This is a genomic window from Lactococcus hircilactis (assembly GCF_009601015.1).
Lineage (GTDB): Bacteria > Bacillota > Bacilli > Lactobacillales > Streptococcaceae > Lactococcus > Lactococcus hircilactis.
On record NZ_WITJ01000005.1, the window covers coordinates 98,698 to 120,869 of the forward strand.

Consider the following 22,172-nt stretch of genomic DNA (forward strand, 5'->3'; position numbering starts at 1 on the left):
GAGGTAAAGGGCGCGTAGCGTGATAAGGCGGCGTATGCCGCCACAGTAACAGATTATCGCCTATTATATAGACTTAAAAAGCGACAGATTACTTTAATAGTCTTCCTCGTAAAGACAGTCATATCAGTATTTAGTACAATCAACCATATTTTCGATTATTTTTATAAAATGCTGTAATCCAGCTAATAGTAGTGCTTTAGCTCATTTTTATAAAACATAAATAAACATCGAAAAACGTTAAAAAATATAGGAAAACAGGTAAAAACATGGCAACAGAAACATCAACCGATTGGACGTTTACCGTCCGAGCAAATGCGAATCTTGAAAAGATTAAAACAGACTTAGAAACTAAAGGATTAGCCTTTGCTCTGTCTGAACGACCACCTGAACAAATGGGGAAAACCAAATTTGAGGGTACTCCCTCGACCTTCTGGATTCATTTACCCTCCAAAAAATCAAAACGGCAAATGACAGAATTACTTCCTAAGTCAAAAGGATTGTCAATCGTTGCAGATACCAACACAATGACGGTTCAGTTCAATCTTTCAAAACGGTTATATGTGTCAGAAACTTTTCCATCAGAAAAATTTGAGGAAAAATATATCAAAGATGCCAAAAAAGGGACAGCTCCTAGCATCCAAATTCAAGATATTATTGAAAAAAAGGATTTTACAAATTATTATGCTTTAGCAAAATATGTGCGTTCAAATCATCCTTTTTTGTATGACACATTGAAAAATGGATCTGGTCATTTTAATAATATTTTGCGCGATAGCGAAAATCAAGCATTTGAAGATTTCATCAACAATGTTTATGCACCTTATTTTGCGACAACGGTACAAGACAGCACAGCTTATACTGCCAAAGCACATTTTAAGCGTATGGGAGACTACTTTAAGCGAAAATCTATAAATAAGCTCACACGTCTTGATTGTTCTGATTTTCGTATGTATTTGTTGAAAAAATATCCAGGCAATGACCCGCGCCCGACAGCTTCAAATTATGCTGGAGCAGTTTGGACACGCTTCAAAGCAGCACTAAGTTACGCTTATGACATGAAAATCATCGTTGAACATCCTGCGGCAGGAATTAAAACACCATCAAAAGAGCATTTAGATGAACCCTTTTGGACATTTGCAGACTTCAAAAAAGCTATTTCTATTTTTGATTTAAAAAAATTCCATGATCAATGGCACTTTACAATCGTTTGGCTCTATTATTTTATCGGCTCGCGGGTAAGTGAAGGTGTGGTTCTGCTATGGCGAGATGTGGATTTAGACAATGGCATTTTGAAGATAAGTAAGACAATGTCACAAGATAAAAATGGACGTCTTACAGTCCATAACCACACAAAGACACATGCAGGAATGCGAACGATAGACCTTGACACTCAGACCGTTGAAATATTGCGACGCTGGAAAGCTACACAGCCGAATCAGTCGGAAGATGGCTATATACTGGGCGAATCTGCCACTACAGCCGTATCAAAGACTACAATTAACCGCCTGCTTAAAGCAACCGCGAAAAAAGCAGACGTAACCCACATTACAGGTAAAGGCCTTAGGTCTTCTCATGCCTCATATCTCATCAATGAACTACATGAAACAAATATCAAGTATATTCAGCAACGACTTGGACATGAAAAAATTCAAACAACGCTGGACTATTATGCTAAATTTGACACATCTGATGCAATGAGAAATGAAAAACGGAAAAACATGGATAGAAGCATATATAACGCGGGTTTACAGGTTTTTTCTGAAATTCAAACTTTGCAAGAAAGTGCTAAAAAAAGTGCTAAGCCTAAATTAGTGAGCTAAAAACAGCTCAACCACGCTATTTACAATAAAAATATCATTGTAGAGTGGGAATAAGAGAAAAAAGCCTAGAATCCTTTATTTATAGGGTGTCTAGGCTTTTTTTTATATTATGCAACCATTTTGCAACCAATAATCTTTTAATTCTGAACTAACTTAATTCCTTCTATTAATTCAATAGTTTCCATACCATCTATTCTATTATCTCTGTATTCAGGAGTTATAAACGAATCTTGCCAAAATGCAAATAATTCGTTATTCTCATTTCTTATTTCTACTACATTAGGGTACTTCTCTCTTTGATTAATCACGCCCGTATATTTATTGCGTCCCAATATGGCGTCACTAACAATGGATATTAAAATCTCATTTGATATATTTTCTATATTTATTTTTATATAAATTCGGTTTCCTCCAATAGCGGATAGTTCTTTAGCTTCCTTTATAGAATTAGATAAAACAGGATAAATATCTTTATATTTTCGAAATTTTATTTTTTTCACTAGCATTTGAAACCAATATATAAAATAACTATATATCCTATTTTTATGGTCACTGAAGATAACTTTTTTTTCTATGTAAACCATCTCTCTAGCTAGATAAATTACAGGAATATTTAATCCCCATACCAAAGGCTCTATTCCAAAGGAAATCCAAAAATCTAACGAAAAAATATCTTTCACATTTTTAAAAAATTGATCTAGTGACGTGTATATCATAAATAAACCTATACCTATCAAGAAAAAATTAAAAAACTTAGAGACAATTTTCGTATCTTCCTTTTGATTTGCGACTGCTATAAATATAGAAAGAAACGTTACAACAAATACTAATACCATTTCCCAAACAACGGGCAAAGTATACGTTGAATTTATAAAGAGAGGAATCGTTGCTAGACTGAACAGTTCAGTTTTTTTCTCACGAAATATTTCACTAAATTTCAATCTTTTTAAATACTCAACAATTGGAAATACTGAAAAAAGTAAAACAATTAAGTAGTCTTTTATATACCATAAAGAAATTTGCAAATCATCTTTATATACGAAATAATAAATTATAAAGATGTACAGTAAATTAATTGAAATTATTACCATAGCAATAGGATTTAATAAAAATTTTATCGTGTATTTAATAACATCTTTTAAAGAGTCCAGCAGATTGTTTTTTCTTCCAAATACTATAATAAGAAATAGTACAACTAAAAGCCAGTATAAAATTGCTTGTTCTCGAGTGCTCACTACTTACTCTCCTTTACTGCTATTTACAATAATTATACCATATGCTCATCTCATTTATTTAATCAGTTATTTAATCAGTTATCAATCGTCCCATATATTTCCCAAACAATTTGGACACTGATAATAAATGTCTGTTTTTGTTACATAATTTTTCACTTGAAATAATTTAATAATTTTTTTCAAAACTTTCTTATCTGAAAGATAGCACTTGTCTATATAGATAATACTTTGATTATTTAGTTCATCAAAAATAACTCTTCCTCGGGGTACATTGATATAGTCATCTGTATCAAACTTAAAAATAAGCGAATCGAACAACTCCCAATGATCGCTATTACTATCATATAGCCCATTTAAAATCCTTCCTTTTTTATAAGGTATATGATTTGCGATAATTTCACCATTATTACAAATAAAAAAAATTCCTATTCTATTCATTGCTCCACAACCTTCTGTGAGACTAATTATTCTAAACTCTTCAATTCATTCATTAGCTCCGTAGCAGTATATTTTGTATAAGGCTTCCCAATCAATAGCCCATATACTTCAATATTCGGAAAGAATAAGGAACTATCTTTTTTATCGTTGAGTTCTTCAATACATCCAAGGCGTTTTAAAATATAATAACCAATTGCTGAGCTTCGACTAATACCCTGCTCACAATGGAGAACAAAGTTTTTATCAGCATATTGGTCTATAAACTCATCTATTATCACCTTATCTTGTTCCGTTAATCGATTGCTACCTTCTGGCGTATTTCGGTCTATTTCATCAGCAAATGTCCATTCATCATAAAAAGCTAAAGATAAGGTATCTAAATATCGTTTAGAGGCAGTGTCTTTCACTGGTGGTCTATCGCCAATTCTAATGGCAACAACTTGCTCTTTTGAAATTGGGGGTATCCACTCCAAAAATTTTTTTTTTGGCTCATGATGGTAACTTTATCCATTGAAAACCACTCCTTTACTTTCGTTTAATATACTGATTAGTAATAAGTTTTCTAGTCACATTAGCTTTTGGAATATCAATTATATTTGTTAGTTTTCTCGCTACTTCTTTATTAGCATTCTCATACAAGTGTCCATATGTTCCCAAAGTTGTTTGTATATCCTCGTGACCTAACCTATCTCGAACAACTAGTGCATTTTCACCCATTGAAATTAACAAGGAAGCATGAGAATGTCTTAGTGCATGGGCTTTAATTCTATGAACACTAGCTAGCTTAGAATGACGTGTTATCACATGATAAGTAGCACTCTTATTTGTTGGCACTCCATTATATGATAGCACATACTTAGAAGGAATATTTTTAGTTTGAAGAGTTTTCCATTGTTTCAGTAATTCAACGGTATCATCATCTAAAGCTATTACTCGATTACTGGCTTTTGTTTTTGGTTCGGTTAAATAGTACTCACTAGCATTCTTGTAATACATGGATTTGTTTACTCTTAATGTTCGATTTTCAAAATCAATATCTTTTTCCCACTCTAATGCTTGAGCCTCTCCAAAACGTAATCCAGTCATAAATAACAACCAAATTAAAACAAAACTAAAATATTCATGGTAATCTGATAAATCAAATGTTGCAATAACTTTTTCAAACTCATCTTTTGTCCAAAAATCTACTTTTTTCTTTACCTTTTTTACATTACCCACTTGTTTAGCTACGTTTTTATTTAACAATCCTAGTGTCACCGCTAAGTCTAGTGATTTTTGAAATAACCCATAAATGTTACGAATATAAGCAGAAGAATAGTTTTCTGATAAAATGTTTTGCCATTTCTTAATGATGGGTGGTGTAATATCTTTTAATTTTCGGTTGAAGAAATAGGCAAAATGGATATCCATAGACGACACTCGATTTTCATATGTCCTTGATTTAACTGAACGTTTGTAATCTGGTTTAAAATACGTTTCGTAAAACTCTTTAAACGACATCGTGCTATTTTTTTTTGATAGCAGTATCCGAAAAATCATTCATATAATCATCATAGGCACGCTTTGCCTCTCTTTGAGAATTATATCCACGTCCCCAATGCCTAATGCGATTTCCTTTTTCGTCATACCCTAAATTAGCTACAAAATACCACTTACCACTTTTTTTATCTTGATAAACATTGGATATTTTAGGCATTAAATTGTTCTCCCTTTATCTAAACATGTTCCATAATAATTCTAAATCCAAGTATCTCTTCAACAGCGGAAACAGGTACTCTCCCTAATCGTTTACTTGCATAATAGGAATATCCTTTATTTACCATTAAATATTTTGCTTTTCGGATAATATCAGAGGATTGGCTTGGCCCGAATCCTAAGTCACATAATTCTTTTTTTGTAATAGTGTTATTTGTCAAGTAAATCACTCCTTTAAAATTTTCGTATAGTGAACAGTTCCTTCTTTAAAATTAAGATATTCTCCTGTAAACTCTTTAAAATCTAGAACTTTCCGTTTGTAATCTTTTGTATAAATAATATTTTTATTGGAAAAATCATACGGTTGTGACGTAGTTATTTTCCTAATTTGAGGCGTTTTTAAATTTTGAGATTTAAAAAACGCTTTTTTCTTATGCTCTTTAATTTCGAGGTCTTTTGAAAAATATTTACTCAAATAACGACCTCTATTCTCAACACTATCAACGTCTACTTTATTGATTTTTACAAAACCATTTTGCCATACTTTTTCTAATTCAGAATTTTTAATATAACCCAATGAAAAGAAGACAACATGATAATGAATTGAACCTCTTTTTTGTTTTTCCCATGTTGCTAAATACTTAGCACGTTGACTACGCTTTTTTAATCTTCTATTTAGCCTTTGGATGAATTTTTTAAATTCATTGTTGGCATAATCTACTGAAGATATATTTTCGCGAAAAGTCAATGTCACAAACTTTGTCGCCTCATCAAAATTACAATCAACAATGCGAGCTATTTCCCAACGCATATCTTCATAATGCCGTTGCTTTCTTTTCAAACTGTCATACTTTTCACTATTAGATAATTCTTCAAAAGTACGTTTCTCGATATCATCATCTAACCACTCTAACTGTGTAGACCTTGATTCAACTTCGATATGTCTACTATAAAAAATAGGCTCTTCATACTGATAAACTTCAATATAAGTTGAAGTTTCAATAATTTTTGTATTATAGGCACGTGTTTCTTTATACATCACACACCTCTCAAAAATATATTTTGCGAGCAGATGTTGTTTTATATATCAAGTTAAGTGTCGGGCAAAGAACGCCCGACTGCACCTCTCAAAGTGAGTGAAAAGACTCGGACACTCCGTTTAGTCGCTAAGGCGACTACCTCCCTATTTCACTCACTTTAAGAGGTATTATTGTCGTTTATAGATAATACTTTCCAATTCTGCAATAAAATCAAAATCTTTCATAAATGGTGTTTCAAAGTATTTTTCTTCTCCTTGTCCATCAATCTTGATATATCCTCCACCTTTGACAGAAATAGACTTATGTTCTACGCTAGACGAGCCAAAGCACATCATGGTAGCCTCTTTACTTGCAGTACCTAACAGGGTTCTACAGCCAAGCTGGTCACGTAATGCACCATCTAGAATGGAACTATCTGGACGTTGAAGAATAATTTCAACGAAACACCCCATTGCACGACCTTTTAAAATAAGTGAGTATAGATAAGACATACATTCTGTACTTAATTTTTTATCGGCACTCTTGATAAATGCTGCAAATTCATCAAATACTAGCACAACAGGTGGTAAGTTGAAATCAACAAAGGTTTTACCAAATGCAGAAACTTCACTGAAGTACTGCCTATATCTTGTTTCCATAATTTCCGTTACTTCTCTTAGTACCCTTGCAATGTGATTCGGTTCGCTTACTACTCTATCTTCAAAGCCATGAACATATTTTAATAACGATAAATCTGCTGATTTCGGATCAGCTACATAAATTATTGCACCCATTTGTGCATAAGCTAAAATCTTGTATTCAATCCAAACTGATTTTCCACTCCCAGTGTTTCCAATAGTCAAACCGTGGCTAACTCTACTGACATCATAAGAAATTTTTTCAGTGACTTGAATGATTGTTCCATTAGTTTTAGGAATGCCATGTGCAAGGTGTAAGCGATTATCTAACACTTTTTCAAAGATATAGTCACAGTATTGAATATCATCATTTATTGTGCAATTAAGACCAAAAATAGCCGATAATTTATTGGTACTAGCATTAGCTAGCTCGTTCCATTTATCACCATTTTTCCAGAATCGAATAATTAGTTCTTTGGGGGTTTCTTTATATAATATAAAAACACTTTCCGTTATTACTTTTTTCTTTACAGCTTTGCCATTGCTGTCTGTTCCTAAAACTTGTATTTCTTCTAGGAAAAGCCGATTATCATTAATAAACCTTTTAATCAAGCTATACGGAGAATTTTCCCAGTTTGTTTTTCTATACATCACAAATTTATAGATTGTACTGGTAAACAGATAACAATAACTAACAAAAACAAAAATGTGTAAAAATCCATTAACTAGTTGTCCTATAATGAAAAGAAAAATTATTAACTCAACACTTAAGACAGCAAGTAAAAAACTCCAACGGTATCGTAGAGGTATGCTTGGTGAAAATGCTGAAACTTCTATAAAATCATCTTTCTGTCTCCGTTGCATAATATTAAGCCTTAACAACTACACATTTGTCCGCTTTGGAAGACAACTGAATCCAACCATTTGAAACGTATGGAGTAAATGTTAAATTCTCAAACTTCACATAAGTGTTTTCAGGAATATCTTCTCTCTCCGTATCAAATAGAGGTCGTATTTCTTCAATTTTCACACTAATTTTTTCAAATTTTTTTTCAAGACATACAACCGTGTAATTGTAATGAGTAATTCTATCTGTTTTTTCAAATCCTCCATCACTATTTTTAACCCTTTCAAACGCTGGGTTCAAATCTACTAATAGTAATGAACTACCTACAGTTGCAACAGAATCAATAATTGGTTTAATAGCCATTCTTTCAAATCCTTTCATTTTATATCTATATGACACTATTACCAGTAACTTAACTAGGTGAACCTCTGTTTCTTGTGTTCAATCAATCACCCCTAAATTTATTCCACATTATTAAAATAAAACCTAGAAAATTTCTAATTCTCATTCTGATAAAAAACATTAAACAGACAACTAATGATAAACACCCTATTATATTTAATAGTCCATTAGTTATACCCTCAAATTTAGTTGCAATAAATCCAAACAAACAGCCAATAATAAGAAAAATAAAAAATTTAAAATTATCCGATTTCATGTTTCTTTTCCTCTTTTTCAATTATTTTTAAAGCTTTTATAATTCCTTTTTCTGCATAGTCACGTTGCATAATATCGAATTGCAAATAATGCTCAATTTCGTTTAATATTAGTTTTGTCTTTTCGTTGGTACTCATTTGCTATCCTCCCATTTTCTTTTTGTTCAGAAGTAACTAAAATTAATTCAATCTGATTAAAGCAAAATATCTAACCTCAATTTTTTATGGTCACTAATTTTAGTTGCTAAAGTTTTATAGAATAAATTTTTTTCTGCTAGGTTTCGAGAAATAAAAATGTGGTCTAACTTACTCTCTCTCCACGTTGGTTCCTGTGTACTTGCATCAGTAAAATAGTTTTCCAAGTCATAAATATTTTCTGCCAGCATTGTCGGATTGGAAGGCAATCTACTTTCATTGAAATCACCTGCAAGAATAACATCGTTATCAGTTTTTCTTGCATATTTCAATATCTCTTTCCAAAATTCTATTTTTATTTCTTTATTATTTGAATATAGCGGTAAATGTAATGAGTATAAATCAATCATTCTACCATTCACCAAAAATCTTGCACCACATTGTCGATTTTGAACTTTGTCATATATGGGATTGAGTTTTTCCAAAAATTCCACTTTACAAGATTTATAAAATATACAAGTGTTTACTGGATATCTTGATTTCTTTTCATTTTCAATTAATTCATAGCCTTTTTGTCCAAGAATTTTTATTAAAGCTCCTCCATCAATATCATTTGTCATTGAGTGACTACCAAATTCTTGAATAGCAATAAATGTACTATCCTCAATCAATAATTCATCTACAACTTCATTCACATTTCTGTGTATAGAGGATTTAAATCCATTGCAAAAATTAATATTTAAGCTTGTTATACTTATATTTTCCATTTATTCTCTCCTTTAAAAAATTGTGTTTAAACTAGCTGTAAACTAGCTTAAAGATATAATAAGCCTAAAAAATAGTTTTGTCAACTAATTTTAATTGATTTAAACTAGTTAAAACACAAAAAAGAGTTTTTAACTAGCAATAAAACTATTATCTACTAGCTAAAACTCTTTTATGGTGGTATGATTAAATAAATATAAAGGATAAGGAGGAATCTTTATGGCAAACGCAAATGAAAAACAAATAGCTTTTTATATGACTAAAAGAAGTGCTAAAGAACTTGATGAGATTCAAAAAATTTTTGCTGAAAATGAAGGACGGGTTACAAAGGCCTATGTTCTAAACCAAGCGATTTATCATTATTATGACTATGTCAAAGAGTTTTATGGAATTACTGACACGCAGGAAGATAAGTAGTCTTTTGCAACCAATACAAAAAATATTTATCAAATTCATGCACTTTTTAACAAGCAAAAACCGTTTATTATCAACAAATGAATCCTTATTAATTTATACTCTCACGGAGTGGCAATAAAAAACGAGCATAAAATGAGTGAGTAAATATTTTAGTAACTCACTCATTTTTGTCTTATAAAAAGAAAGCTTCGAGAGCATGTCAGAACCTTCTACTTAAAAAGTTAGGATAATGCTTTATTTTAGAGTCTTCATCGCTTTTCTTGCGCTTCATTTTTGTCTTATTTTCATTTTCTCCTCAAAACTATGGTATAATGTTAATGGCACTATACAAATTGTTTTCAATTTTAAAGGGGGAAAGTTTTATGGCATATCAAATTACAAAAATTCGTTTGGCAGATGCCTCTCATCCATCAACAGACGAAATCACAGAAGTCAAATTGGCAGATGGATCTGTTGAAACCATCAAAGAACTCATTCGTTTCTTGGATTCTGATTATGAGTATTTTTATGTAAATTCAGCAGGAAAAAAAGCAGCGATTGAAGCTGTACACGATTCTATTTTAAAATGTTCGATTCAAACAAAGGACACCGCATCAAACCCTGATGCTCTCCTTTCTCTCCCTCAATTTTAAATCTTAAAAAGTCACTTGAAGTGGCTTTTTTCATTACGCTTTAGCCAGTCGATTATAAAGCAAGTGATAAAAAAACATTCGTTACACGGGTGGCTAACCAAACTTCTAGTTTTCATTTTTTCATTGATCAAAAAAACGGCACTGCCGTTTTTTTAATTGTTAAAGCCAGAAGTTTGATTCGTCCATTCTTTTGACATAAATTTTTGATTATTAATGTGATACTTTGGACTTTGAGGTGGAGCTTTCATGAACTTTTGAATCGCTAAACTCGCATCCAACCATCCGATGGTTCCAAAATGATCTGTATCTCCGATAAAGTATGGTGTATTATACTTATTTGTGAAATCTGTGACAGTATTAAATCCTTGTGATTTCAGTTGGTAAGTTATTTTTCTACTAAACTCTTGAAGCATCGGAATTGATAATCCTGTGTAATTAACCCAATCTGAATTGACAGGTTGAATAATAAATTGAACATCGTTGTGATTTTTTGCAAGAAGTTCTAATAATGCTTGGAAATTAGCATATTCCGGGCTGTTTAAATAACTGACATTATTTTGGAACCCTTTTAAATTTTTCCAACGCGAAACGATAGTTTTGTTCCACACACGATTATTAATTCTAAAAGGATTGTTATTTTGTGCATCGATGGCAATCTTTAAAGCATCTTCTCGCATCACTGCATCATCTTGAGTACCTGGAAGTTGCTTTGCAAGTTTATCCGCTGCATGCAATTTATTTTTCTTACTGCTCTCAAAAGTACTGATCCCTGAAAATAAATCATCTTCTTTTTTCCAAAATTGCTCAGAAACAAGCACTAATCCTTTGATTCCTGGATTAACGGCCTTCCCTTTTTCTAAAGCGTGCAAACTTTTTGAAATCAAGATGTCATCTGTTGGTCCCTTAAACTTGAGAAGACGACGTGCAATAACTTGTGTCGATAGATCTTTGGGATTTGCAGAAGATATCCAAGAATATATCTCACCTTTTGAAATAAACTGTTGAAAAGCTGCTTCTCCGATCCCTTTTTTAGTAAACCATTGTGGACTGATGATGAAAACCATTTTTCTATCTTTGAGTTGATTAGAAACAGAATTAACATAGAAAAAATGTGTCAATGGTGAAGTTCCAGGCATTCCCACTAAATATGGTGTGTAGCCAGATGGATACTTTGTAAAAAAGCTCGTAGGATGATAAGGATTTGTGTGCTCTAATTCAGATGATCCTAAAATTGGAAGATAATCTGGATCACTAAATGCTTGTGATTTAGCAGTATAGCCAATAAAATTCAATCGATTTCCTGGATCAGCAGCAAATTCATTCAGTTGATGTTTTGAGTATTGAGGTGAAACATTAAAGGGAAGAAAGATTAATAATAAAATTAAAAGAAGAGCAGTGAGAAAAGGCGCTAGTTCTCTTAGAATTCTATTATTTTTCATCTAATTTTTCCTTAATTCTTAAAACGATCTTATTAGCAGTATTCCAGTCTTCACGGTCCATTTCACTTGGAGGTAACGTCACATCGAAAACCCCCTCTAGCTCGACAATTAACATAATGGCTTTCATCGAGTCAAGAATGGATTCTTCAAATAAATCCATGTCCAAATCTTCACGAAATTCGTCTGTTTCTGATACGCGTTCAATTACGTCTAATACTTCATTTTCCATTTTTATTCTCCTTATAGAATATGTTTTTTGTGTTTAGCTTACTTAACATTAGAAGTTAGGAAGCGGGAAATCATGGTTAAGTGCATGCATAATCGCATAGTTTGGAATTCCTGAGAAAATCAAGAACCCAATAAATACAAGATTAAAAGTGATAAAAATACTTACTGCAGTCGTCCAACGATTGTTTGGAATTTTCCATTTTCGTTTTTTCTTCATTCTGACCCAAGCATCATAGCCAATGAGAAGGAAAGCGTGGTAGAAGCCATACAAAATATAGTACCAAGTAAAGCCATGCCAAAATCCCATCAATCCCATCGAAGCAAGATAACCAAGATTGGCAATCAAAACCATATTTTTTGTCCATTTTTTGACCATGATTGTTTTCATAAAACGCATTGCAACAAAGTCTCTGAACCAGAAGCTTAAAGACATGTGCCAACGATTCCAGAAATCTTTGATGTTTTTGGATAAAAAGGGTTTATTAAAGTTATGAGGGATATCATATCCCATAATGCTACTTACACCAATGACAAAGAGTGAATATCCTGCAAAGTCAAAGAAGAGATAAAGTCCATAACTATACATACTTCCCATCATATTTAGGAATGTCGGATGTACTGTAGCACTAATGGCCAAAATATGAAGGACATAAGTATCTAATAAATATCCAATAATGAACTTATATAAGAAACCTTGGAAAATATAAAAGATTCCTTTTCCAACCATTTCTGAATAGTTTTTTGCAACGGGTGCTTCCATTTCTTTTCGGAATCTTCTAAATCGATCAATAGGTCCTGATGAAATCGTTGGGAAAAAATAAAGGAAATAGAAGTATTCTTTTAATGGAACTTCTTTGATTAATCCATCTCGAATTTCAAGAATGATATTAACTGTTTTGAACGTCACATACGAAATCCCTAAAAATCCAAAAATGGACTGGGGATGTGCGGGATCAATAACAGGATTTAACTTGACTAAAAAGAGTGGAAGAATGGATAGGAGTAAAATCAAAACGAACACAAAAAATATATTTTTCTTTAATGTAATACGATAATACTCATAAATCTTAATCAAGATGGTTTCAAAAACGCCAAAGAAAAGCAATGCCCAAAGTGTGACTGAACCAGCAAACGTAAACCATAGAAATGCAATCGTGAATAAAACTTGATACCACATGAGCTTTTTGCCAAATGAATGAGCAATGACAATCGGAATTAAAGCTAAACCCAGATACACAAAATAAAACGGTGATGAATAGGGCTGCATATTAATTTCCTAAAACCTGCGTTGCAAGCATCTTTCTATCAATTTTTCCATTCGCATTGAGTGGGAATTCATCTAAATAGACAAATTTAGTCGGAAGCATGTATTCCATGACAGATTTGAGAAGTTCAGACTTGAGGAGTTTTGTATAATTTCTCTCGTAGGCTCTTGTAGGAAGTTCTACTTTCGTTTGAATGACTGCAACTAACGCGACCACTTTGTGATCATCAGAAACTTTTGGTAACACGATGGCTTTTTCAACTTGATCAATCAATTGCAGATTAGCTTCAATATCTTGTAATTCGATACGAAATCCATTAAATTTAACTTGAAAATCAATTCGTCCTTGATAATGAACTAAACCATCTGGATCAATGGATCCTGCATCTCCACTGTGGTAAGCTCTTTTTCCATCAATTTCAAAGAAGGCTTGTTTGGTTTTTTCTGGATTTTCAAAATATCCTTTTGCTACGGAATCCCCAATAATAATGAGTTCGCCGTCTAAAATTTGAATTTCAACACCTGGCTTTGCATGACCTAAAGGCAAACGATGGTAGTGTTTCACCATCTCTTGAGTCACAAGAGTTTGTGAAATGGCTCCTGTTGCTTCTGTCGGACCATAAGTATTATAAATCTGGGCATGAGGGAACGCTTGAAGCAATTTTTCTGCTGTTTTAACAGTCAATTCCTCACCACAGAAAATAAATTGTTGGAGCGTGGGATGGTTTTCTTCTACAAAGGAGCGATCAAGAAGGCAAATATCAACAAATGAAGGCGTAGAAATCCATGTATTGATTTCTGAGCGGTTGAGTCGTTCAAAAAGAAGTTTGAAATTCATTGTTTCATCACGCGAGAGTGACACGAGTGTTCCAGCTGTTGTCAAACTTGGATAAATTGAAAAAATGGATAAATCAAAACTGTATAGTGCTTGTTCTAAGAAGTGATTATGCTCAAATTTCTCAAAATCTTGGTTCATCCAATTGGTGAATGTCAACAAATTATCGTGAGAAACTTCTACTCCTTTTGGTGTTCCAGTTGTTCCAGAAGTATAGATGATATAATTACTCTGATTGCCTCGGATACTTGATTTGAGATCAACATCAGCCCAATCAAACGCAACTGATGCGTCATAATTTACTGTGATCGGATCTTTTAATACATCGCGATAATCAGACTGAAGCTCAACTGTTGTCAGAACAAGGCTTGGCTTTGCGGCATTAAAAATCATGCCCGTCCGCTCAAGTGGCGTATGCGCATCAACTGGAATATATGCTCGTCCGCTATTTGAGACAGCGAGCATCGTGGCCAACGTAAGAAAATCATTTTTCCCAAAAACTAAGATGGGGCGCTCACTCACATGGGTCGCTTTAATTTGTTGTGTGATTTGATGAATTGCTTGGAATAATTGCGTGTAGGTAAACCCTTGTTCACTTTGCGAAACGGCCAATCGATCTTTGTGCTTTAATCCTGCTTGATATATCTGTTGTAATAAGTTCACGTTGATTTCCCCTTTTAAAATTCGTTATAGATAAAGTGCGCTCCACCTGTATGGCTGTATGAATAAAGGTAGAGTAAAATCAGGATAATAATAAAATAGAATGCTGTTTTACCTATAAATTTCCAAAATGTTGAATGATTCATATTTCCCTTTCAATGTTACGGTGAGAAAATTTCTCAGCGCTTATTCCATTTTATAATAAAATCTCTCGCTTAACCTTACATTAACGTAAGGTTGCGATATATTTTTAACTCTTGAATGGATGGATTTTCAATTTAGTGAGATCAAGTTTCTCAGTCAAGTCAAAAGTCGCTTCCAGATCATTCGAGATGAATAAAAGAGATGCGACTTTGTATCTTTTTCAAAACCAACAAGAATTATACCAAAAAAAAAACCAAAAAATTCAATACCAATCTAAGCTTAAAAAATTTTTTTGATGTGTCATCCTCGTTTTTTATCGCATGATTAAAAATTGAAACATTTTAACTTCTTATATTGTATCATTTTTTCATGGATTTTCAGAGTATTTAACAAAGAAAATTAAAAAAAGCATAACTTGCTCTTTCAGACTGAAAACAAACTCTGTTTTGCTCCAAGATTAAAAGGACTTGTCATTAAAAACAAGTCCTTTGTTTTTCTTCTATAGAGCATCGAATTTCTTTTTTAAAGCTGATTAGATGGCTAGGTCAAATTTTAGTTGTGGGCGGACGGGTTCATAATCTACTAACTCAAAATCTTCTGCTTTGATGTCAAAAAAGTTTGTCCCGTCTGGGACATTTAAGATCAATCGTGGTTCTTTTTTGCTTGGGGTTCTATGTAAGAGTTCTTGTGCTTGTTCAAATTGGTTATCATAAATGTGAAGATTATTGATGAAATAAAAGAACTTTCCGACCTGCCATGAAAAATGTTTTGCAATCATGAGTTGCAGGGCTACGTATTGCATGGCATTAATATGATGTGCAACAAGCATATCATTGGAGCGCTGAATCAAAGTAGCATCTAAATAAAGTGCTCCAGATTCTCCCCTTCTGACTTCAAACATGGTTTGAAAGGCACAAGGCAATAGTCCTTTCGTTGCTTCAAAATCTTCGTATTGCCAAAGATTAATGATGTTTCTGCGATTCCACGGATTTTTTTCTAATCCTGCTAAAAGCTTGGTGATGATGTCATATTTTTTTACTGTTGCACCATAACGCTGACCGATGGTTCCTGTTGTCCCAACTTCCCATTCGTCCCAATAATTGACACCGTATTTTTCTTTTAGTACTTTTAAGCTGCTGGTTTGGTCTTGATAAATCCATAAGAGTTCTTTGATTGCGGATTTGATGGGAATGGGACGCAAGCTTGTGATTGGAAATTGTCCTTTTTCAAGATCATACGTTGCAAAATTTCCAGTGATGTATTTGCTATTTGCTGTTTTTCCATCTTTGTATTTTGGACGTGCTTGCTCAGAGAAAACGCCATTCGTTAAAATGTTTTCAATATTTTCTTTAAAGAGTGTGTCTGCGTAAGTCATTTTATTTTCCTTCTATGCCTTTTTCTTTATTCTATCATAACATATTTCCGACACCTCGGCCAAATAGACCAGAGGTTCCGATTTTTTGGTAAAACGCACTCACTTGTGGGGTTAGATTATGACGAATTGCGAGTGGTCTAAGGTTGGCTTCTAATTCACTTAACACTTTGGCGTAGTTTTGACCAAATTCCAATTGATTTTTGGCTTGTAGTAAAAAGGTTCGCTCGTAGGCTCTGATGTGTTTGCTTAACACCAAATTATAGAGTTCGTTGAGCGTGCTGATTGTGAGATTATCCATGAGTTCAATTATATCATGTTCTTGTGTTTGCGTGCTATAATGAGACTGAGGTGATGAGATGATTGAAAAAGCTGTTTTTGCAGGTGGATGTTTTTGGTGTATGGTTGAGCCATTTGAAGAACGAAAAGGGATTATTTCGGTGGTGAGTGGTTATACTGGAGGATTTGTTGAGGATCCGACTTACGATCAGGTCAGTGGAAAGTATACAGGACATACTGAAGCTGTTGAAATTTTATTTGATTCTGATTTGATTACTTATGAAACGTTGCTTGAATTGTACTGGGATTTGATAGATCCGACAGATGCGCAAGGTCAAATTTATGATCGCGGAGATAATTATCGTCCAGTTATTTTTGTTGAAAATGATGAGCAAAGAAAAAAAGCTATCGCAAGTAAGAATAAATTGGAGGCATCAAAAATCTGGAATGCGCCCATTGTGGTACCCATTGAAGATGCACAAGCATTCTGGCCTGCTGAGGAGTATCATCAGGATTTTTATCTGAAAAATCCAAAACGTGCTCAAGGAATGCATAAAGCACGCAAACGCTACTTAACACTAAAAAAATGGCGCGCAAAATGGCCGTTTTAAAACATAAAAAATGCTAGCGTGCTAGCATTTTTATGCGCGTTCACTGAGATATTCCCACCGTTCATATTTGTCTTCTAATTGGGCTGTGATGTCGTCCATCTCTTTTTGGAGTTGAAGCAAAAGCTCGGTGTTTGATCCGTTTTCATTCATTTCTGTATCGATTGCTTCAATGCGAGATTCTAGTGATGCGATATCGTCTTCGATGGTTTCCCATTCTTTTTTTTCCATGTATGTTAATTTTTGTTTTTGGTTTGTGGAGAGTGAGTTTTCATTTTTGTCAGTACTGACAGCTTTTTTTTCGACTTTGTCAGCACTGACAGGAGTTTTTTCTGCCATTTTGATACTCAAATAGTCACTGTAAGCACCGAAATAATGTCCAATGCTCCCATTTTCAAAGGCTAGGAGTTCATTTGACACTTTGTCTTGAAAATAACGATCATGTGAAACGGTCAACACTGCTCCAGGAAATTGGGAGAGGAAATTTTCAAGCACTGTGAGTGTTGCAATGTCAAGGTCATTGGTTGGCTCATCAAGTAAAAGCACATTAGGTTGCAAAAGTAGAATTTTCAGAAGATATAATCGTTTTTTCTCACCACCGGAAAGTTTTGAAATCAGCGTACCGTGCGTACTTCTAGGGAATAAAAACTGTTCTAGTAAATTGACAACAGAAATATTTTCTCCAGCATTGTTGTGCGCAGCGGCAGCGATTTCTTCGAGAAAATTAATCATGCGTTTATTTTCATCAAGTCCCTTGATTTCTTGGCTGAAATAGCCGACATTTACGGTTTCACCAATCTCTAAACTTCCTTTGGTTAATGTTAATGCTCCAGCGATAATATTGAGTAATGTTGATTTTCCAACGCCATTATCACCGACAATCCCAATGCGTGCATGAGGTTTTACAATCAAATCAAACCCATCAAAAAGGGGACGATCCGGATAGGAAAATGCGGCATTTTTTAACTGGATGACCTTTTTTCCAAGTCGTGCACTTGCGATATTCATGTCCATGTCGCCCGAAGTTTTTGTCGTTTTAAGTTGATCTTTTAAATCCTCAAAGCGTGAAATACGGGCTTGTTGCTTTGTTGCTCTTGCTTGTGGAGATTTTCTAATCCAACTCAATTCTGATTTATAGAGTTGATTTGCTTTGTGTAAACTCGCAACTTCACGCGCTTCATCTGCTGCTTTTTGGGCGAGATAGTCTTGATAATTTCCCTGATATTCTGTGAGTTTGGCGTGGTCCAACTCAAAAATTCGGGTGGCGACTTGATCCAAAAAATAGCGATCATGTGTCACAAATAATACAGAGCGTTTTGCATTTTTCAGATAATTTTGTAACCACAAAATCGTCTCGACATCCAAATGGTTCGTCGGTTCATCAAGCAATAATAAGTCTGACGGATTAACGAGGGCTTGTGCTAATTGGACCCGACGTTTTTGCCCACCTGATAAGGTGCCAATTTTTCTTGTCACTTCTGGTAAATTTAATTTGGACAGGACTGTTTTGACTTCAGCTTCAATATTCCAAGCGTCCAGACGATCCATTTCTGCTTGTAATTGTTCAAATTGGCTCATTTTATTTTCTGTCAGTACTGACAACATTTTTTCATAAGCAATGATTGCACGCATCTGTGGAAGTTGCTCATCTAATACTGTCTCTAAAATTGTTTGCGCATCATCAAAATCAGGATCTTGTGTTAAATAGGTGATTGAAAATTGGTTGGGGCGGTCAAAAGGGGACACGTCTCCATCAAATCCTGATTTTCCAGAAATCACATTCAAAAGCGTTGTTTTTCCTGTTCCATTGATGCCCAAAAGCCCAATCCGATCGAGGGGATGAATGATAAAATTAATGTCATCAAAAACTGTTTTTTCCCCGACACTTTTTGTTAAATGTTGTGCGCTAAAATCTGCCATTTTTACTTATTTCCAGTTCTAATCTTCATACTTATAGTCTATTATAGCACATTTCAAGCTTTCTTTGGACATTGCAAAAGACACGTGTTTAGCGTCTTTGTCATCCCTAAAAAATCAAAGCAAATATTTCTAATCAATAAGAAATTTCCTTTAGTAGGATTTTTTTAAAAAAATATCGAGAGTCATGCTGGATTTAGAGTGCATCACTATTTTTGAGGTAAAAAATTGCGATAAGGTGCTTTGTTACTTGAATTTATGGCATTTGAAATCAAAAATTCGGTGTGTTTGATAAGAAAAGACATTCAAATCTTTCATTTGAATGTCTATATTTCGGAATTCGTCTCAAGTAGAGGCTTTTTTCTTGTTTTTGTTTGTTCACATGCGCAAACGATGAGCGTTAAAATGCACAGCAGTGTCACAATAAAAAAGACATAATGGATGGCATTAAGAATGATTCCTTCAATCTTTTCTCTAATCGCAAAATCAAGGGTGGTTGAGTGGTTTGAGCTGATGAGTTGATTTATTTGAGTCGAGTGTAGTGTGGGAAATTGCGCGCGTCCTTGATTGATTCCTAATGAAAAGGCCAAGCCAAAAATACCTGTTGCCATCGCTTGACCGATCGTTCGCCCCAGAACAATCATGGAACTAGCTAATCCAATGTGCGCTTTTGAGACTAAATTTTGTCCGATTAGAGTGGACATGGTCAAAATGATTCCCATACATGCTCCCATAACGGCTGCAATAAGGTAAAATGAGAGCATTGGAAAATTTGCGTTTACAAAACAAAGGGGCAAACTTATCACCGTAAGAAGTGCTGTGAGTCCGAGAAAAAGATGTTTTGTGACGAATTTTCGCATGAGAATACCAACAAAAAAACCTGCAATCATCCACGTGATGGAACTTGGTGTGAGTGTTAATCCTGCGATAAATGCAGGCACGCGATAAATGGCTTGCAGCCAGATTGGGAAATAGACATTATAGCCCATTAAGGCGCCAGATAATAAGAGAGAAATTAGAATTTGAATCGTAAAAGTTTTATTTTTAAAAAGAGATAATTCAAAAATAGGATCCTTTGCTTTCTTTTCACTTTTGATAAACCAAAGGACTGCAAAAACAAAAATTACAAAGAGCACTACTTGCAAGCTCCAATTGATCACAGGCTCACTTAAAAATTGAAAAATCATAAGCAGAGCCATCAACGAAAAAGACAAGCTGATGAGCCCAGACCAGTCCATTTCTATTTTTTTCGTTTTTTGATGAACATCTTTATATCCAAAAGCGGTCAAAATTAACGTCAAAATTCCAAGGGGGACATTGATGAAAAATACCCAATTCCAGCCCAAAACATCAACAATCCAACCGCCCAACAATGGACCAGCAAGTGCTGAAATCGCCCACGCTGTGTTGTTGAAAGCTAAAATATTAGCGCGCTCATCAAATGTAAAAAGATCAGCGATAATCGTATAAGTCAACGGCAGCACAGCGCCTGCTCCGATGCCTTGAATCAAGCGAAATAGAATCAACAAAAGCATGTTTGATGCAAAGCCACATAAAAATGAACCAATAATAAACATAAAAAGTCCAAACATGAAAATCTTTTTTCGTCCAATGTTATCTGATAATTTACCGTAAAGAGGTGTTGTTATTGCAGAAATCAACAAATAAACCGAAAAAACCCAGCTTTGAATCTCAAGACCGTGTAATTCAGAGATAATTGTGGGCATTGCTGTGGTCACAATCGTAACTTCTACTGACGTCATAAATGTAGCAATAAAAATAGCTGCTAAAATCGCAAAGCGTCCTTTAATTTTCATGAAAAAAATCAACTCCTTTTGTGTACTGATAATAAAACAATATTTCTATTTTAACACATTTGTTTCAAAAAAGATAAGGATGAAAAAATCGCTGTCAAAAGATAGCGACTGGATTCGTTTATGATGGATTCATCCTGTGTATTGGGATTTAGGAGATGTCTTGTGCGACAAAATTTTCAAGTGCTTCAATAGCAGATAAAATTTTAGATCCAGTAACGTCGGGATCAATGAGCCGATAAGATTCTTCTTTACTGGCAGCAAAATCTGCAACAGGCTGAAGTTGTATTGCGTCAAATTTTTTTAGATGCAGTGCTTGGAGCTGTGTTGGTAACTCACTTGATTTATAAAACGGCAATAATTTTTTTATTTCTTCAAAATCATTGGTGTAAGCGAGCTGAACAAGGACGCCATACGCGACTTTTGAGCCATGCAATATCTCATGCGTTTCTGTCAGTAATGACAGCCCATTATGCAGTGCATGTGCGCCTGACATCCGTCCATAAGCGCCCGCAAAACCACCAACCGTACCAGATAATTCAATCACAGTATCTGCAATACGTCCGAACGCTGCTGACGCGTCATGATTTTTTAAATCGCTCAAAGCTTGTGCTGAATCTTCAAAGAGAATTTTAAAAATCACTTTAGCGGCAGCAAATCCAAGATGTACAGATGCAGGTAACGCGTTAAGTGTTTCATGACGAATGATGCCTTCCATTTCGTACCATTTTGCCAAAGTATCTCCAATGCCTGCCACCAAGTAATCATGTGGTGTATCAAGAAGAAAGTCATAATCCACAAGCGTCAAATAACTGACACGTGGAAAATAAGCGACTTGATCAAATGTATGATCTGTATGATACAGTGCACCAATCGGAGTGTAAGCAGCACAATTGGATACCAGTGTTGGAATGATGATCAGTTCACAATTGAGCGCACGCGCCGTTACTTTTGCAGTATCAATCAATCGCCCTCCTCCAATCGCTAAAATCGCATCGGCTGATCCGATGGTGTCTGCTAGCGCTTCTCCATTTTCAACGGAGGCTGTGCCATCATAATGATAGATGGGGTAAGGAAGCATTTTTTTGTAAAATTGACTGAACGCAGCAAAGGATTTTTCTCCTGTCAGTACTGACAACGCTTTAAAATCACTCAAATAATTGGGTAAGTCTTTTAAAATATGATTTCCTGAGACATATCGATTGGCACCGGGCCGAACTTCTGTTGCTATTTTCATACAATTCACTCTTTTCTAAATTTATTACTTAGTATCGTATTATAAACTTTTCATTTGATTTTGTCAACTCAATAAAAA

23 protein-coding genes and 1 pseudogene are annotated in these 22,172 nt (G+C 34.3%); 4 read left to right on the forward strand and 20 right to left on the reverse strand.

The genetic code is table 11. The features are described from left to right. Nucleotides 1-266 precede the first annotated feature (266 nt). On the forward strand, nucleotides 267-1,820 hold the full coding sequence (locus tag GHI93_RS04615) for a tyrosine-type recombinase/integrase (RefSeq protein ID WP_153495900.1): 1,554 nt from the start codon (nucleotides 267-269) through the stop codon (nucleotides 1,818-1,820). 137 nt (nucleotides 1,821-1,957) lie between these two features. On the opposite strand, the gene GHI93_RS04620 is transcribed toward GHI93_RS04615, so the two are convergent. The 10 genes and pseudogenes from GHI93_RS04620 to GHI93_RS04665 all read right to left on the reverse strand — a co-directional run bounded on the left by GHI93_RS04620 (nucleotide 1,958) and on the right by GHI93_RS04665 (nucleotide 9,250). Then, a complete protein-coding gene (locus GHI93_RS04620; RefSeq protein WP_343030310.1) occupies nucleotides 1,958-3,055 on the reverse strand; it encodes a hypothetical protein in 1,098 nt (365 codons plus the stop codon). Between the two features lie 81 nt (nucleotides 3,056-3,136). Next, on the reverse strand, nucleotides 3,137-3,493 hold the full coding sequence (locus GHI93_RS04625) for a hypothetical protein (RefSeq protein ID WP_153495901.1): 357 nt from the start codon (nucleotides 3,491-3,493) through the stop codon (nucleotides 3,137-3,139). A 26-nt stretch (nucleotides 3,494-3,519) separates the two neighbouring features. After that, nucleotides 3,520-3,966, reverse strand: coding sequence for a protein-tyrosine phosphatase family protein (locus GHI93_RS04630; protein WP_246177025.1), 447 nt, complete (start codon nucleotides 3,964-3,966; stop codon nucleotides 3,520-3,522). Nucleotides 3,967-4,018: 52 nt separating this feature from the next. Then, nucleotides 4,019-5,189: pseudogene (locus tag GHI93_RS04635) on the reverse strand (site-specific integrase). A gap of 19 nt (nucleotides 5,190-5,208) precedes the next feature. Beyond that, the gene (locus tag GHI93_RS04640; RefSeq protein WP_002392591.1) at nucleotides 5,209-5,418 is read right to left on the reverse strand and encodes a DUF3173 domain-containing protein; all 210 of its coding nucleotides are present in this window, start codon (nucleotides 5,416-5,418) and stop codon (nucleotides 5,209-5,211) included. Next, nucleotides 5,415-6,227, reverse strand: coding sequence for a rolling circle replication-associated protein (locus GHI93_RS04645; protein WP_153495902.1), 813 nt, complete (start codon nucleotides 6,225-6,227; stop codon nucleotides 5,415-5,417). The genes GHI93_RS04640 and GHI93_RS04645 overlap by 4 nt, the downstream gene beginning before the upstream one ends. Nucleotides 6,228-6,395: 168 nt before the next feature. After that, nucleotides 6,396-7,496 (reverse strand): FtsK/SpoIIIE domain-containing protein, encoded by a 1,101-nt coding sequence (locus GHI93_RS04650; RefSeq protein WP_246177028.1) that lies wholly within the window; start codon nucleotides 7,494-7,496, stop codon nucleotides 6,396-6,398. Nucleotides 7,497-7,713: 217 nt separating this feature from the next. After that, nucleotides 7,714-8,055 carry a hypothetical protein gene (locus GHI93_RS04655; protein WP_153495962.1) on the reverse strand — a complete coding sequence of 114 codons (342 nt, stop codon included), beginning with the start codon at nucleotides 8,053-8,055 and terminating at the stop codon, nucleotides 7,714-7,716. A 281-nt stretch (nucleotides 8,056-8,336) separates the two neighbouring features. Next, nucleotides 8,337-8,486 carry a hypothetical protein gene (locus tag GHI93_RS04660; protein WP_153495904.1) on the reverse strand — a complete coding sequence of 50 codons (150 nt, stop codon included), beginning with the start codon at nucleotides 8,484-8,486 and terminating at the stop codon, nucleotides 8,337-8,339. A 56-nt stretch (nucleotides 8,487-8,542) separates the two neighbouring features. After that, nucleotides 8,543-9,250 (reverse strand): endonuclease/exonuclease/phosphatase family protein, encoded by a 708-nt coding sequence (locus tag GHI93_RS04665; protein ID WP_153495905.1) that lies wholly within the window; start codon nucleotides 9,248-9,250, stop codon nucleotides 8,543-8,545. Between the two features lie 217 nt (nucleotides 9,251-9,467). Between GHI93_RS04665 and GHI93_RS04670 the strand changes: the two genes are divergently transcribed. After that, on the forward strand, nucleotides 9,468-9,665 hold the full coding sequence (locus GHI93_RS04670; RefSeq protein WP_153495906.1) for a hypothetical protein: 198 nt from the start codon (nucleotides 9,468-9,470) through the stop codon (nucleotides 9,663-9,665). A 362-nt stretch (nucleotides 9,666-10,027) separates the two neighbouring features. Further along, nucleotides 10,028-10,297 carry a DUF3892 domain-containing protein gene (locus GHI93_RS04675; protein ID WP_153495907.1) on the forward strand — a complete coding sequence of 90 codons (270 nt, stop codon included), beginning with the start codon at nucleotides 10,028-10,030 and terminating at the stop codon, nucleotides 10,295-10,297. Nucleotides 10,298-10,449: 152 nt separating this feature from the next. Here GHI93_RS04675 and dltD read toward each other — a convergent pair whose 3' ends face one another. The 7 genes from dltD to GHI93_RS04710 form a co-directional block, all read right to left on the reverse strand. After that, nucleotides 10,450-11,736: a D-alanyl-lipoteichoic acid biosynthesis protein DltD gene (dltD, locus tag GHI93_RS04680; RefSeq protein WP_153495908.1), complete on the reverse strand. Its 1,287-nt coding sequence runs from the start codon at nucleotides 11,734-11,736 to the stop codon at nucleotides 10,450-10,452. Next, the gene (gene dltC / locus GHI93_RS04685) at nucleotides 11,726-11,965 is read right to left on the reverse strand and encodes a D-alanine--poly(phosphoribitol) ligase subunit DltC (protein ID WP_153495909.1); all 240 of its coding nucleotides are present in this window, start codon (nucleotides 11,963-11,965) and stop codon (nucleotides 11,726-11,728) included. The genes dltD and dltC overlap by 11 nt, the downstream gene beginning before the upstream one ends. Nucleotides 11,966-12,013: 48 nt before the next feature. Continuing rightward, nucleotides 12,014-13,231, reverse strand: a complete 1,218-nt coding sequence (dltB, locus tag GHI93_RS04690) for a D-alanyl-lipoteichoic acid biosynthesis protein DltB (RefSeq protein ID WP_153495910.1) — start codon at nucleotides 13,229-13,231, stop codon at nucleotides 12,014-12,016. 1 nt (nucleotide 13,232) lies between these two features. Then, nucleotides 13,233-14,726: a D-alanine--poly(phosphoribitol) ligase subunit DltA gene (dltA, locus tag GHI93_RS04695; RefSeq protein ID WP_343030311.1), complete on the reverse strand. Its 1,494-nt coding sequence runs from the start codon at nucleotides 14,724-14,726 to the stop codon at nucleotides 13,233-13,235. A 14-nt stretch (nucleotides 14,727-14,740) separates the two neighbouring features. Next, nucleotides 14,741-14,869: a teichoic acid D-Ala incorporation-associated protein DltX gene (gene dltX, locus GHI93_RS04700; RefSeq protein WP_153495911.1), complete on the reverse strand. Its 129-nt coding sequence runs from the start codon at nucleotides 14,867-14,869 to the stop codon at nucleotides 14,741-14,743. A gap of 530 nt (nucleotides 14,870-15,399) precedes the next feature. Continuing rightward, entirely contained in the window at nucleotides 15,400-16,242 is an 843-nt protein-coding gene (locus tag GHI93_RS04705; protein WP_153495912.1) for a thymidylate synthase, read from the reverse strand. Nucleotides 16,243-16,276: 34 nt separating this feature from the next. Further along, nucleotides 16,277-16,540, reverse strand: a complete 264-nt coding sequence (locus tag GHI93_RS04710) for a bacteriocin immunity family protein (RefSeq protein ID WP_153495913.1) — start codon at nucleotides 16,538-16,540, stop codon at nucleotides 16,277-16,279. Nucleotides 16,541-16,598: 58 nt separating this feature from the next. On the opposite strand from GHI93_RS04710, the gene msrA reads away from it, so the two are divergent. After that, entirely contained in the window at nucleotides 16,599-17,129 is a 531-nt protein-coding gene (msrA, locus tag GHI93_RS04715) for a peptide-methionine (S)-S-oxide reductase MsrA (RefSeq protein ID WP_153495914.1), read from the forward strand. Between the two features lie 30 nt (nucleotides 17,130-17,159). Here the strand turns inward: msrA and GHI93_RS04720 are convergent, their stop codons facing one another. The 3 genes from GHI93_RS04720 to GHI93_RS04730 all read right to left on the reverse strand — a co-directional run bounded on the left by GHI93_RS04720 (nucleotide 17,160) and on the right by GHI93_RS04730 (nucleotide 22,094). Further along, nucleotides 17,160-19,046: an ABC-F family ATP-binding cassette domain-containing protein gene (locus GHI93_RS04720; RefSeq protein ID WP_153495915.1), complete on the reverse strand. Its 1,887-nt coding sequence runs from the start codon at nucleotides 19,044-19,046 to the stop codon at nucleotides 17,160-17,162. A gap of 323 nt (nucleotides 19,047-19,369) precedes the next feature. Then, the gene (locus GHI93_RS04725; RefSeq protein WP_153495916.1) at nucleotides 19,370-20,860 is read right to left on the reverse strand and encodes an MFS transporter; all 1,491 of its coding nucleotides are present in this window, start codon (nucleotides 20,858-20,860) and stop codon (nucleotides 19,370-19,372) included. 148 nt (nucleotides 20,861-21,008) lie between these two features. Beyond that, nucleotides 21,009-22,094, reverse strand: a complete 1,086-nt coding sequence (locus GHI93_RS04730) for an iron-containing alcohol dehydrogenase family protein (protein ID WP_153495917.1) — start codon at nucleotides 22,092-22,094, stop codon at nucleotides 21,009-21,011. Nucleotides 22,095-22,172 lie beyond the last annotated feature (78 nt).

Excerpts from the sequence above, each read along its gene's own strand:
- GHI93_RS04730 (WP_153495917.1), bottom strand. The coding sequence starts at position 22,094 with ATGAAAATAGCAACAGAAGTTCGGCCCGGTGCCAATCGATATGTCTCA.
- GHI93_RS04665 (WP_153495905.1), bottom strand. The coding sequence starts at position 9,250 with ATGGAAAATATAAGTATAACAAGCTTAAATATTAATTTTTGCAATGGA.
- GHI93_RS04660 (WP_153495904.1), bottom strand. The coding sequence starts at position 8,486 with ATGAGTACCAACGAAAAGACAAAACTAATATTAAACGAAATTGAGCAT.
- dltC (WP_153495909.1), bottom strand. The coding sequence starts at position 11,965 with ATGGAAAATGAAGTATTAGACGTAATTGAACGCGTATCAGAAACAGAC.
- GHI93_RS04655 (WP_153495962.1), bottom strand. The coding sequence starts at position 8,055 with ATGGCTATTAAACCAATTATTGATTCTGTTGCAACTGTAGGTAGTTCA.
- GHI93_RS04625 (WP_153495901.1), bottom strand. The coding sequence starts at position 3,493 with ATGAATAGAATAGGAATTTTTTTTATTTGTAATAATGGTGAAATTATC.
- dltX (WP_153495911.1), bottom strand. The coding sequence starts at position 14,869 with ATGAATCATTCAACATTTTGGAAATTTATAGGTAAAACAGCATTCTAT.
- GHI93_RS04705 (WP_153495912.1), bottom strand. The coding sequence starts at position 16,242 with ATGACTTACGCAGACACACTCTTTAAAGAAAATATTGAAAACATTTTA.
- dltB (WP_153495910.1), bottom strand. The coding sequence starts at position 13,231 with ATGCAGCCCTATTCATCACCGTTTTATTTTGTGTATCTGGGTTTAGCT.
- GHI93_RS04675 (WP_153495907.1), top strand. The coding sequence starts at position 10,028 with ATGGCATATCAAATTACAAAAATTCGTTTGGCAGATGCCTCTCATCCA.
- GHI93_RS04615 (WP_153495900.1), top strand. The coding sequence starts at position 267 with ATGGCAACAGAAACATCAACCGATTGGACGTTTACCGTCCGAGCAAAT.
- GHI93_RS04720 (WP_153495915.1), bottom strand. The coding sequence starts at position 19,046 with ATGGCAGATTTTAGCGCACAACATTTAACAAAAAGTGTCGGGGAAAAA.
- dltD (WP_153495908.1), bottom strand. The coding sequence starts at position 11,736 with ATGAAAAATAATAGAATTCTAAGAGAACTAGCGCCTTTTCTCACTGCT.
- msrA (WP_153495914.1), top strand. The coding sequence starts at position 16,599 with ATGATTGAAAAAGCTGTTTTTGCAGGTGGATGTTTTTGGTGTATGGTT.
- GHI93_RS04670 (WP_153495906.1), top strand. The coding sequence starts at position 9,468 with ATGGCAAACGCAAATGAAAAACAAATAGCTTTTTATATGACTAAAAGA.
- GHI93_RS04725 (WP_153495916.1), bottom strand. The coding sequence starts at position 20,860 with ATGAAAATTAAAGGACGCTTTGCGATTTTAGCAGCTATTTTTATTGCT.
- GHI93_RS04645 (WP_153495902.1), bottom strand. The coding sequence starts at position 6,227 with ATGTATAAAGAAACACGTGCCTATAATACAAAAATTATTGAAACTTCA.
- GHI93_RS04650 (WP_246177028.1), bottom strand. The coding sequence starts at position 7,496 with ATGTATAGAAAAACAAACTGGGAAAATTCTCCGTATAGCTTGATTAAA.
- GHI93_RS04710 (WP_153495913.1), bottom strand. The coding sequence starts at position 16,540 with ATGGATAATCTCACAATCAGCACGCTCAACGAACTCTATAATTTGGTG.